The organism is Robertkochia aurantiaca (assembly GCF_020166495.1).
Lineage (GTDB): Bacteria > Bacteroidota > Bacteroidia > Flavobacteriales > Flavobacteriaceae > Robertkochia > Robertkochia aurantiaca.
In genome coordinates, this window is record NZ_JAINZS010000005.1 from 525,584 (window position 1) to 537,517 (window position 11,934).

The window sequence follows — 11,934 nt, forward strand, 5'->3', positions numbered from 1 at the left end:
TTAACTAAAAGAGTTGCTTGGGGTTAAAGTTTTTTAAATATAGTGATTTATGGTTTTTGAAGGCATTAAAAAAGGCCTTCCCGATGGAAAGGCCTTATATTCATATATATTCAGTGATTTAGCCGCATTTGGATGAACCGCAATCTTTACAGGTCAGACATCCCTCCTGATAAACCAGGTTCTGCCCCTTACAATTCGAGCACTGCTGCCCTTTGATGGCTGTGCCATCAGGAACGTACCTCTTAAGCGCTCTTACAACCCCGTTCTTCCAGGTATTGATAGACTCGCTGTCAAGCTGCAGGCTGTTTATGAGATCAACGATCTTCTCAATAGGCATCCCGTGTCTCAGAGTACTTGATATCAGTTTCGCGTAGTTCCAGTACTCCGGATCGAATTTATGCGAAAGGCCTTCGATGGTGGTCTTGTACCCTCTCTTATTGGCAAACTGAAAATCATAACGGCTGCTTCCGTCTTCATTTCTATTCTTGATAATCCAGCCTTTTTCAACAGAACGAGGTAATAGTATCCCGTCTTCATCATCAGAAAGTCCTGTGAACACTTCATAAGGCTTGTTATCGATCAATCCGATAAAGGCGATCCATTTTTCCTTATTATTCTGGAAACGAACCACGTCTGCCTCCAGGCCCTGAGGTCTCTTGGTCGGGAATTCGGTTAGCATTTCCTGCTCTTCCTTTTCTTCCTTCTTGTTTGAAATCAGTACACCACTGCGCGAACCGTCACGATAAACCGTCACTCCTTTACATCCTGCTTTCCAGGCTTCAAGGTAAAGTTTGCCTACCAACTCTTCATTTACATCATTCGGCAGGTTGATGGTTACACTGATCGAATGATCAACCCATTTTTGCACCTGCCCCTGAAGACGAACCTTACTCAGCCAGTCAACATCATTTGATGTAGCTTTATAATAGGGAGAAGCCTTTACGATCTTATCGAGTTCCTGGCTGCTGTATTTCTTATCAGGATCATACCCGTTCACGGTCATCCATTCCTTGAACTTGTGATGGAAAACCACGTATTCTTCCCAGCTGTCACCAACCTCATCTACAAAATCCACATGTACATCTTTATCGTTGGGATTTACCTTTCTTCTTCGTTTATAAACTGGAAGGAAAACAGGCTCAATACCCGAGGTGGTCTGAGTCATCAGACTGGTGGTTCCGGTTGGGGCGATCGTAAGAAGTGCGATATTTCTTCTTCCGTGCTCCAGCATTTTATAATAAAGTTCACTGTCTGCTTCCTTGAGTCGCAGAATGAACGGATTATTCTTTTCACGCTCGGCGTCAAAGATCTCAAATGGTCCGCGTTCAGCGGCCAGATCAACCGACCCGCCATAAGCCTGAAGAGCCAGGGTTTTATGAACCTCAACTGAGAAAGCAGTGGCTTCCTCGCTTCCGTATTGCATATTCAAAGCGGCCAGCATATCTCCTTCGGCGGTAATTCCTATTCCTGTACGACGACCGTTTAACGCTTTTTCACGAATATTCTCCCACAGTCTGCGCTCTACACCTTTGACCTCATCTCCTTCAGGATCATCATTGATCTTCTTCAGAATGTTATCGATCTTCTCCAGCTCCAGGTCAATGATATCATCCATGATTCGCTGAGCAGCACGAGCGTGCTTTTTGAAAAGCTCAAAATCAAAGCTGGCCTTTTTCGTAAACGGATTTCTCACATAAGAGAACAGGTTGATAGCCAGCAGACGACAGGAGTCGTACGGACACAGAGGGATTTCTCCACAAGGATTGGTCGAAACTGTAGTATAACCAAGATCGGCATAGCAATCCGGCACCGATTCGCGTATAATGGTATCCCAGAACAGGATACCCGGCTCGGCAGATTTCCAGGCATTGTGCACGATCTTATCCCATAGCTTCCGGGCATTGATATCTTTGCTGACCTTTGGATTATCGCTCAAAACAGGGAATTTCTGAGTATAGTCTACCCCTTTGTCTACCGCCTGCATAAAGCCATCGTCGATCCTTACCGAAACGTTGGCTCCGGTTACCTTACCCTGTTCCATTTTAGCATCGATGAAATCTTCGGCATCGGGGTGATTAATAGATACCGAGAGCATCAGAGCTCCCCTTCTCCCGTCTTGAGCAACCTCCCTGGTTGAATTGGAGAAACGCTCCATAAAAGGAACCAGCCCGGTTGAGGTGAGAGCGGAGTTTTTCACGGCAGAGCCTTTCGGACGAATGTGTGAAAGGTCATGCCCCACGCCTCCCCTTCGTTTCATAAGCTGCACCTGCTCCTGGTCGATCTTCATAATGCCTCCGTAAGAATCTGAATCCCCTGCATTACCGATAACAAAACAGTTCGAAAGCGAGGCGATCTGAAACGGATTTCCTATTCCAGCCATGGGACTTCCCTGCGGAACGATATAGGTAAATCCTTTTATGAGGTCATACACCTCATCTTCGCTCATCGGGTTCGCATACCGCGCTTCGATTCGTGCGATCTCACCAGCGATTCGCCTGTGCATATCGTCGGGGGTTAACTCGTAAAGATTCCCGTCAGAATCTTTCAGAGCGTACTTATTCATCCAGACCCGTGCGGCCAGGTCATCGCCTTTGAAGTATTCCAGGGCTGCCTGGTACACCTCATCAGGCGTATACGTTTTTTCAGGTATAACTGTAGTGACAGATGGCATAGCAGTAATAAATTTTAAGAATTAGTAGTAAGCTTCACAATCGGAAATAAAAGTAAATAAATCAGCAAACCGGTAGCTGTTAAAATAAAAAAAGTTATCAATAACAACTTGTTAATTAACTGATTTGCAATTAATTAAAATTCCAAGAAAAATGAAAAGTTTACAGAAACTTGCAACAATTGCAATTTTTCAGTAGTTAGAAAAGTGCTGTAAACAAAAAAGAAAAATCAACAAAAATCAGGCATATTCGAAAGTACCAAACTCGCTGTCTATGGTAAGCCCCTTTTGATCAGCTGCTTCAACACGACCCACTATTTTCGCCGGCACATTAAAAGATTCTGAAATCCCGATTATCTCCTCTGCGGTCTTCGGGTCTGTATAGATCTCCATACGGTGACCGCAATTGAATACCTGGTACATTTCTTTCCATCCGGTACCCGATTCATTTTGGATCAGTCTGAAAAGCGGGGGAACTTCGAACATCTGGTCTTTCACCACGTGATGGTCACCTATGAAATGTAGAATCTTGGTCTGAGCACCACCACTGCAATGCACCATCCCGTCGATCTTTTCCACACCTACCTTGTCAAGAACCGCCTTTATTACAGGGGCATAGGTTCGGGTGGGCGAAAGCACCAGTTTTCCGGCATCGATCGGGGCATCCTCAACCTTCCCGGTCAGAGACATGCTGCCTGAGTAGATCAGGTCGCCGGGTACGCTATGGTCATAACTTTCAGGATATTTTGAGGCCAGTTCTTTATGAAACACATCATGCCTGGCAGAAGTCAGACCATTACTACCCATTCCTCCGTTATAACCATTCTCATAGGTAGCCTGTCCGAAAGAAGCCAGCCCGACGATTACATTACCCGGTTTGATACGGGCGTTATCGATCACTTTCTTCCGGGGCATTCGCGCGGTCACTGTGGAATCAACGATAATAGTACGAACCAGGTCCCCCACATCGGCAGTTTCACCTCCGGTCGAATAGATATTCACTCCAAACTCTCTGAGCTCTGCGATGAGCTCCTCTGTACCGTTGATGATCGCCGCGATCACTTCTCCCGGGATCAGATTCTTATTGCGGCCGATAGTCGAAGACAACATGATATTGTCTACAGCTCCCACGCACAAAAGATCATCGATATTCATGATCAGGGCATCCTGAGCAATTCCTTTCCAAACCGAAAGATCTCCGGTTTCCTTCCAGTACATATAGGCCAAAGATGACTTGGTACCGGCTCCATCGGCATGCATGATGATACAATGGTCCTGGTCTCCGGTAAGGTAGTCCGGAACGATCTTGCAAAAAGCCTTCGGAAACAAGCCTTTATCGACATTTTCTATCGCTTTGTGAACATCTTCTTTAGAGGCAGACACTCCACGCTGCGCATACCTTTTGCTGATCTCAGAACCCATAAAATGAAAGTTTGCACAAAAATAGCCATAAAAGAAAAGCGCACAAACAAAAGTTTGTGCGCCTCCGAGAGTTTTACCTCTCTTACCCCTTTGGTGATCTTTACAGCTCTCACGAATCCCGCTTTAAGCTGATCAAAATCACACGATTAAATTGATTAATAGCATTTCAAATATAGCTATTAGATCGAAACAGATAGAGCTCAACCGCTGATTTACAGGTAGTTTTATTCACATTTCGACAAATTCGATAAAAAATCAGACCAAGAACAATTGCCTTAATTTCTATACCGAAATAAGCGGTATTTTATCGAGTGAACAACAATTCCCTGTACTTGGTGAGCGGCCATATATCATCGTCTACCAGCAGTTCCAGCTTGTCACAGTGGTAACGTATCTCATCGAAGTAAGGCAACACCTTAGTGCAATAAGCATCGGCTCGCTCCTGAGCCTCTTCTATCTTATTGGCTTCTCGACGCTCATTGATCATCTTATTGATGCGTGAATTGATCTCAGCGATATGGGTTGAGATCGCCTCGATCAGATCGAGCTGCTCTCCGGCCAGTTCTTTGAAACGGTCGCTGAAGATCTCTTTCAGACCCTCCACATTATCGATGAGGGTGTTCTGGTACTTAATAGCTGTCGGGATCACATGGTTTCTTGCGATGTCACCCAACACACGACCTTCGATCTGCACCTTCATGGCGTATTCTTCAAGCTCTATCTCGTGACGGGCTTTAACCTCAGTTTCGCTCATGACTTTCATCTCTTCATACAAATCGATGGCTTTCTTCGAAACTCCGGCTTTAAGCGCTACCGGCGTTGTTTTGTTATTGCTTAGTCCGCGTTTCTCTGCCTCTTTTTCCCATTCTTCACTGTACCCATCTCCCTCGAAACGTATACGCTTGGAAGACTTGATGTATTCGCGAAGCACATTGAAGATCGCTTCATCTTTCTTCAGTCCTTTTCCTTTAATCAGCGCATCGACCTCCTGCTTGAATTCTTTCAATTGTTTAGCCATAACCGTATTAAGTACAGTCATAGGTTTGGCACAGTTCGATTTCGAACCTACCGCACGAAGCTCGAATTTATTACCGGTAAAGGCAAAAGGTGAGGTTCTGTTCCTGTCGGTATTGTCAAGTAAAATTTCAGGAATCTTCCCTACTACATTTAATTTAAGCTCTGTTTTTTCCTTAGGCGACAACTTACCTTTCGACACATCTTCGAGTTCGTCAAGCACTTTGGTGAGCTGTGAACCTATGAAGACCGAAATAATGGCAGGAGGAGCCTCATTGGCACCCAGCCTGTGATCGTTGGTAGCCGAAGCGATGGAGGCACGAAGAAGCTCTTCATTGTCGTTTACAGCCTTGATGGTATTGATGAAAAAGGTAAGAAACTGCAGGTTCTTCATCGGTGTTTTACCAGGGCTTAACAGGTTGCTGCCCGTATCTGTCGACAGCGACCAGTTATTATGTTTCCCGGATCCGTTGATGCCGGCAAAAGGCTTTTCATGAAATAACACCTTGAAGTTATGACGGTCTGCCACTTTATCCATCACATCCATCAGCAACGAATTGTGATCGACTGCCAGGTTCGCCTCCTCAAAGATCGGAGCCAGCTCGAACTGATTGGGAGCCACCTCGTTGTGTCTTGTTTTGACTGGAATTCCCAAAGCCATACATTCCTGCTCCAGATCCCGCATATAATTCAGTACACGTCCGGGAATAGATCCGAAATAATGGTCATCCAGCTGTTGCCCTTTGGCGGCAGCGTGACCTAATAACGTTCTTCCGGCCTGCACAATATCAGGGCGGGAATAGGCGAGCGCCTTATCTACCAGGAAGTATTCCTGTTCCCATCCCAGAGTTGCATATACCTTACTTACATTCTTATCAAAATACTTGGCTACAGCCGTCGCATGAGTATCGACAGCCTGAAGAGCCCTCAATAAAGGAGCTTTGTTATCAAGCGCTTCTCCCGTATAGGAAACAAAAACCGTGGGGATACATAAGGTGGTCCCGTAAATAAATGCAGGAGAGGTCGGATCCCAGGCGGTGTAGCCCCTGGCTTCGAATGTATTCCTTATTCCTCCGTGCGGAAAACTTGAAGCATCGGGCTCCTGCTGCACCAGCTGATCGCCTCCGAATTTTTCGACTGCCTGTGAATTAGACACAGGCTCAAAAAAAGCATCATGTTTTTCTGCTGTTGAGCCCGTCAATGGCTGAAACCAGTGCGTATAATGCGTGGCCCCTTTAGATATTGCCCAGTTTTTCATGGCTGCCGCTATTTCATCGGCCAGTTTTCGGTCAATAGTACCTCTCCCCTGGGTCACCTCAAGTACGTTTTTGAGGGCCTCCTTAGACATATACTGCCTCATTACTATTTCACTGAAAACATTGCTCCCGAAAACCTCAGAGCGCATGCCTCTTGACACCACTTCCACAGGCTTCCTGGAAAAGGTCTCACTTAAGGCGTCGAATCGAATTCTTGACATTTCTTACGTTTTAAAATGATTGGATTACAGCTTTGAATTTACTAAAACTCATCGGTATTACCATAAAAAGAAAAATACCGCAGTAAAAATAATACTTTGTTGTTCAAAATTTGCAATAATTTTTGAACACCCCTAATTAAAACAGGGTTGTTAATAATCATTTGATAATTATTGATCAATCACCCCTGTTTTAACACCCCTAAAATGAAAATTATTTTATTTTTGCCCCAGAAATTATTTCTTCTTAAAAATAAGACACTATTATGAGTAAGGCGAAACTTGAGTACATCTGGCTGGATGGTTACACTCCAACGCAGGAATTACGCAGCAAAACAAAGATCGTAGATGATTTTGACGGCAAGCTTTCAAGCTGCCCTATCTGGTCTTTCGACGGAAGTTCAACCATGCAGGCCGAAGGAAACTCCTCAGACTGCCTGCTGAAACCGGTAGCTATCTATCCCGACCCGGAACGCAAGAACGGGTGGCTGGTCATGAATGAGGTTCTGAGTCCTGACGGAACACCGCACCCTTCAAACGCCAGAGCACAGATCGATGATGATGATAACGATTTCTGGTTCGGGTTCGAGCAGGAATACTTCATCATGGATACGAAGACCGATCTTCCCCTTGGGTTCCCAAGAGGAGGCTTTCCCGGACCACAGGGACAATACTATTGTTCAGTAGGTGGTCGTTACACCTGGGGACGTAACCTGGTAGAGGAGCATCTTGATATTTGCCTGGAAGCAGGATTGAATATTGAAGGCATCAATCAGGAAGTGGCACCCGGACAATGGGAATTCCAAAACTTTGCCAAAGGAGCCAAGAAAGCAGGAGATGAGATCTGGATCGCACGCTACCTTTTAAACCGTCTTACCGAAAAGTATGGTTACTATATAGAACTGCACCCGAAACCGGTACGTGGCGACTGGAACGGTTCAGGTATGCACGCCAATTTCTCGAACTCCACTCTGAGAAATGCAGGAAGTAAAGAGGTTTATGATGAGATCTGTGAAGCTTTCAGACCTGTGGCTTCCCATCATATCGATGTGTACGGAGCTCACAATGACGAAAGACTTACCGGAAATCACGAGACCCAGTCTATCGATGAGTTCTCATACGGAATATCAGACCGTGGTGCATCGATAAGAATTCCGATCGCTACAGTTGAAAGCGGCTGGAAAGGTTGGCTGGAAGATCGCCGTCCGGCTTCAAATGCTGACCCATACAAGGTAGCAGGAAGAATCATCAAAACCGTTAAGGGAGTAGACAATGCCGTAATGGCCGACAAATAGAAACCGCCATAAGATTGAAGATTTAAGGTTTCACCAAGTAAAGCCATCCGGTTCACCGGGTGGCTTTCTTATTTCAGATTATATGATCACGAAATAAACAAAACCGGCATAGAGGCCCAGCAGTACTATTCCGTCACGCCATCCGAGCCTGAGCCCTTTAGGAATAAATACTAATGGCAGAACCATAAAGCTCACCAGTAACATCCAGTAGATGTCTGTATTCAGCAGTCCGGGATCATTCACCCCTATCGGGGTAATGATGGCTGTGATCCCAAGCACGGCAAAAATATTGAACACGTTAGAACCCAGCAGGTTTCCTATGGAGATGGCTTTTTCCTTTTTGAGCACTGCGACTACAGAAGCGGCCAGCTCCGGAATACTGGTTCCTACTGAAACCACTGTTACCGCTATGACCCTTTCACTTACCCCGTAATACTCTGCCATGCCCACCGCTCCATTGATCAGAAGCTCAGAGCCGCCCCAAAGTGCAACCCCGCCAAGCGACAGGTAAATAACGGTTTTATACAGAGGAAGTAACTCATCATCCTCAGGCATTTCATCTATCACTGCCGGCTTTTGAAATCTCAGCAAATAGACCAAAAACACCACCAGCAACACAACAAAAATGATTCCCTCATAACGTACCAGCCGGCCGTCGAAGATCACAAATAAGTATAACAGCACCGAGGCCGCCATCATAACCGGCCAGTCGGTTTTATAGAAGGTGCGCTCCACCTCTATTGTTCCCAGCATAAGCGTAATACCCAGTACCAAACCGAGATTTGCCAGATTGGAACCTACCACATTACCCATGGCGATATCAGGAAATCCATCTAAAGCCGCCTGAACACTTACTATAAGCTCCGGAGCCGAGGTAGCAAATGAGACCACGGTCATTCCGACAACGATCTTTGGAATTTCCAGCCTCAAGGACAGTCCCACTGCCGCCTTCAGCAACCAATTACCTCCAACTACCAGCAATGAAAGGCCCAAAATGATTAAAAGCAGGTTCATACAATATTTTTTGGCGAAGATAGCTAAAGCAGGCCAGACGATGAAGCCGGGAGATCAGCCCTTCGAAAACTACCTTTTTAGTTAAATAACTACAAATTTAGTTGTATAACTATTTTTTTAGTTTATATTTGTATCAGCAAGACCGAGAAATCATGGAAAAATTAACCAACAAAGAAGAGGAAGTAATGAAGATTCTCTGGCGAATGAATAAAGCCTTCGTCAAAGAAGTACTCGAGGAGATCCCTGAACCAAAGCCTCATTACAACACCCTTTCCACTATCGTAAGAAATCTGGAAGAAAAAGGATATGTCGATCACAAGGCTTTTGGAAAAACCCATCAGTACTATCCAATTGTCAGCCTGGAAGATTACCGCAAGCGGTTTATCTCTTCAGCCGTGGGAGATTACTTCAATAACTCCTATAAAAACCTGGTATCTTTCTTTGCCAAAGAAGAAAAGATCAGTGCAGATGAACTCCGGGAAATCCTGGACAAAATTGAGAAATCATGAGTTATACCGAATTCTTCCCCTACTTTCTTAAAGCCAATGCCTTACTGGCGGTTTTCTGGTTACTGTATCGATGGGTGCTTTCGAAAGAAACATTTTTCACTCATAACCGTTTTTTCCTGCTTTCGGGTATCGTGATATCAATCTTACTCCCGTTATGCATCATAGAAAGAACCGAAATCATTGAAATAGCTGTGGGTTCCCGGGAGATCAGCGCCTCAGGTGGTACCTCTGTGGCCGAGACCCAGGATTTAGCGACCAGCCTGGGAACTGCACTGTTTTATATCTATCTGGGTGGGACCGTGTTATTCAGCACTAAACTACTTATACAGCTGGCTTCCCTCAGAAGAATATTAAGAAAGGGGTCTGCACGGGTGATCAAAGGCATGAAGATTATTCGTTCGAAAGAAGCCGAAGCACCCTTCTCATTTTTTAACTACATCGTACTTCCTTACCGCCAAAGCGAACAAAAGGAGCAAGTGGCAGTACTTTCTCATGAATTCGTGCATGTCAAACAATGGCATTCAGCAGATATCATGCTCAATCACCTGCTCACCATCTTTGCCTGGATCAACCCTATAGCCTGGCTGTACCGTAAAGATGTGGCGCAAAATCTCGAATATCTGGCAGACCGTGAAGCCAGCACCCGAAAACTTTGCAGTAAGGAATATCAGTACATCCTGGTCAAGCAAAATTTGAATACACAACAATTATCAATCATCAATCCATTTATCAATTCATTAATCAAAAAACGAATAGTTATGTTACATCAAAACCCTTCTAAGAAGACGAACATCTGGAAACTCTCTCTGGCCCTGCCATTTTTAACGGCATTTGTTTTCTTATTCAATCTGAAAACTGTAGCACAGTACCAGGTTTCAGAATCTGCCAAAGGCCCTCAGCCAAGCTCTCAAATCAACCCGGCCGCAGAAGCTCAGGAGGAATTCAATTTTATCATTACCAATGAAATGAGCGATTCAGAATTAAAGGAACTGAAAGAGCAGGTCGCAGAAAAAGGCGGAAAACTGGTCTGGAACCAACTCAGCCGTAATAAGCAGGGGGTCATTACCAAGATGCAGGTCACGTTCACTCATGCCAGCGGCACCGCCTCTGCCACTCACGACAATAAAAACGGGATCGAACCCTTCAGCTTTGGCGTTAAAGCAGACGGTGGTATATTCATAATGTCAGGTGATCGGGTAGAAAAGAAAGAATACGTGGTTTTAAATGAAATAACAGGTACTACGTCCCGTGGCAAAAAACCCATTGTTATAGTTGATGAAAATGAAAGCACTACAGTAACAGTTAAGAGCATTGACCCTGACCAAATAGAAAGTGTCACTGTATTAAAAGGGAAGCAGGCCACAGACAAGTATGGAGAAAAAGGTAGTGACGGAGTGATAGAGGTTCACACAAAAACCATTAAATCAGGCTCAACAGATGTAGCCCCACCCCCGGCACTTCCAAATATATCCTTAGTAGACTGGGATGAAACAGCGGTTTACATCGACGACAAAAAGGCCGGACCGGAAGAACTCAAGGCCCTTCAACCTGATCAGATCGATAAAATGAAGGTGCTTAAAGGCGAAGAGGCTCAGGAGAAATATGGTAAGCCTTCTGCCATTCTCATATACACTAAATAAACCAATAAGGAATACCATAAATATGATACAGAAGCCCTCCGATAGGAGGGTTTTCTTATTAGAGGCTATTTCTCTACAGATTTCATACATTTGTAGGAAACACCAACCATGAAGAAGAAATTTTTCAAACTCCTTGCAAAAATAAACCGGGCCTTACTTCCTTCTTTGTCAAAAAAGGAGGTCGATCTGGCCAAGGCTTCAAAATGGCAAATGGCACTGATTGGCTGGAGAACTTGGGTAACAAAAAGAGCTCTCGACTAATATCTCAACACAGCATGAGTGGTATGATCTCCCAGGTAGTCCCTACCCTTCAAAAAGCTGAGTTCCATTAAGAAATTAAACTGCACTATTTGTGCTTCCTGCTCCTCCAGCATCTGCCTGACCGCTGCTGCTGTACCTCCTGTTGCCAACACATCATCATGCACAAGAACCCTCTCACCCGCCTTCACGGCATCGATGTGCATTTCGAGGGTATCCATTCCGTATTCGAGTTCATAACCCTTACTGATGGTTTGAAACGGCAATTTATTGGGTTTTCGAACCGGTACGAAGCCGGCACCCAGCTCTTTGGCCAGCAGTAATCCGAAGAAAAAGCCGCGGCTCTCCATAGCTACCACCTTGTCAACGGGTCCCTCCACTTCCGAAAGCAATTCCTGCAAAGCATATTGGGTAGCCTGTGGATCCAGCAAAAGCGGGGTGATATCTTTAAAGGAGATTCCCGGTTTCGGAAAATCAGGAATTTCCCTTATAAAGTCTTTGAGATCCATGATTCGATAAATTTCAGTGAAAATACAACCTTTTAAAACAGTTTAAAAACCTGCACAACGAGGAATCATACCCCTCATTGTGTAACTTTACATCCCGCAGATCTGCCTTCAAAACCTTTTAAATAATTTAA

9 protein-coding genes are annotated in these 11,934 nt (G+C 44.9%); 4 read left to right on the forward strand and 5 right to left on the reverse strand.

Features of this window, described 5'->3' with window-relative positions; all coding sequences use genetic code 11:
* Positions 1 to 118: 118 nt before the first annotated feature.
* From K7R10_RS11055 to K7R10_RS11065, 3 genes are all read right to left on the reverse strand, one after another.
* Positions 119 to 2,671, reverse strand: a complete 2,553-nt coding sequence (locus tag K7R10_RS11055; RefSeq protein WP_224484773.1) for an adenosylcobalamin-dependent ribonucleoside-diphosphate reductase — start codon at positions 2,669 to 2,671, stop codon at positions 119 to 121.
* A gap of 237 nt (positions 2,672 to 2,908) precedes the next feature.
* Complete coding sequence (locus tag K7R10_RS11060; protein WP_224484774.1) at positions 2,909 to 4,090, reverse strand: AIR synthase related protein; 1,182 nt, start codon at positions 4,088 to 4,090, stop codon at positions 2,909 to 2,911.
* Between the two features lie 304 nt (positions 4,091 to 4,394).
* Positions 4,395 to 6,581, reverse strand: a complete 2,187-nt coding sequence (locus K7R10_RS11065; RefSeq protein ID WP_224484775.1) for a glutamine synthetase III family protein — start codon at positions 6,579 to 6,581, stop codon at positions 4,395 to 4,397.
* Positions 6,582 to 6,844: 263 nt separating this feature from the next.
* Between K7R10_RS11065 and K7R10_RS11070 the strand changes: the two genes are divergently transcribed.
* Positions 6,845 to 7,873: a glutamine synthetase beta-grasp domain-containing protein gene (locus K7R10_RS11070; RefSeq protein WP_224484776.1), complete on the forward strand. Its 1,029-nt coding sequence runs from the start codon at positions 6,845 to 6,847 to the stop codon at positions 7,871 to 7,873.
* A 78-nt stretch (positions 7,874 to 7,951) separates the two neighbouring features.
* Here K7R10_RS11070 and K7R10_RS11075 read toward each other — a convergent pair whose 3' ends face one another.
* Positions 7,952 to 8,887 carry a calcium/sodium antiporter gene (locus tag K7R10_RS11075; protein ID WP_224484777.1) on the reverse strand — a complete coding sequence of 312 codons (936 nt, stop codon included), beginning with the start codon at positions 8,885 to 8,887 and terminating at the stop codon, positions 7,952 to 7,954.
* Positions 8,888 to 9,039: 152 nt separating this feature from the next.
* On the opposite strand from K7R10_RS11075, the gene K7R10_RS11080 reads away from it, so the two are divergent.
* The 3 genes from K7R10_RS11080 (at position 9,040) to K7R10_RS11090 (ending at position 11,297) form a co-directional block, all read left to right on the forward strand.
* Positions 9,040 to 9,396 (forward strand): BlaI/MecI/CopY family transcriptional regulator, encoded by a 357-nt coding sequence (locus K7R10_RS11080; protein ID WP_224484778.1) that lies wholly within the window; start codon positions 9,040 to 9,042, stop codon positions 9,394 to 9,396.
* Positions 9,393 to 11,036 (forward strand): M56 family metallopeptidase, encoded by a 1,644-nt coding sequence (locus K7R10_RS11085; RefSeq protein ID WP_224484779.1) that lies wholly within the window; start codon positions 9,393 to 9,395, stop codon positions 11,034 to 11,036. Before K7R10_RS11080 ends, K7R10_RS11085 begins: the two co-directional genes overlap by 4 nt.
* Positions 11,037 to 11,144: 108 nt before the next feature.
* The gene (locus tag K7R10_RS11090; protein ID WP_224484780.1) at positions 11,145 to 11,297 is read left to right on the forward strand and encodes an SsrA-binding protein; all 153 of its coding nucleotides are present in this window, start codon (positions 11,145 to 11,147) and stop codon (positions 11,295 to 11,297) included.
* On the opposite strand, the gene K7R10_RS11095 is transcribed toward K7R10_RS11090, so the two are convergent.
* Complete coding sequence (locus tag K7R10_RS11095) at positions 11,294 to 11,803, reverse strand: adenine phosphoribosyltransferase (protein ID WP_224484781.1); 510 nt, start codon at positions 11,801 to 11,803, stop codon at positions 11,294 to 11,296. The two genes, K7R10_RS11090 and K7R10_RS11095, sit on opposite strands and share 4 nt — an antisense overlap.
* Between the last annotated feature and the right edge of the window lie 131 nt (positions 11,804 to 11,934).

Excerpts from the sequence above, each read along its gene's own strand:
- K7R10_RS11055 (WP_224484773.1), bottom strand. The coding sequence starts at position 2,671 with ATGCCATCTGTCACTACAGTTATACCTGAAAAAACGTATACGCCTGAT.
- K7R10_RS11060 (WP_224484774.1), bottom strand. The coding sequence starts at position 4,090 with ATGGGTTCTGAGATCAGCAAAAGGTATGCGCAGCGTGGAGTGTCTGCC.
- K7R10_RS11065 (WP_224484775.1), bottom strand. The coding sequence starts at position 6,581 with ATGTCAAGAATTCGATTCGACGCCTTAAGTGAGACCTTTTCCAGGAAG.
- K7R10_RS11070 (WP_224484776.1), top strand. The coding sequence starts at position 6,845 with ATGAGTAAGGCGAAACTTGAGTACATCTGGCTGGATGGTTACACTCCA.
- K7R10_RS11075 (WP_224484777.1), bottom strand. The coding sequence starts at position 8,887 with ATGAACCTGCTTTTAATCATTTTGGGCCTTTCATTGCTGGTAGTTGGA.
- K7R10_RS11080 (WP_224484778.1), top strand. The coding sequence starts at position 9,040 with ATGGAAAAATTAACCAACAAAGAAGAGGAAGTAATGAAGATTCTCTGG.
- K7R10_RS11085 (WP_224484779.1), top strand. The coding sequence starts at position 9,393 with ATGAGTTATACCGAATTCTTCCCCTACTTTCTTAAAGCCAATGCCTTA.
- K7R10_RS11090 (WP_224484780.1), top strand. The coding sequence starts at position 11,145 with ATGAAGAAGAAATTTTTCAAACTCCTTGCAAAAATAAACCGGGCCTTA.
- K7R10_RS11095 (WP_224484781.1), bottom strand. The coding sequence starts at position 11,803 with ATGGATCTCAAAGACTTTATAAGGGAAATTCCTGATTTTCCGAAACCG.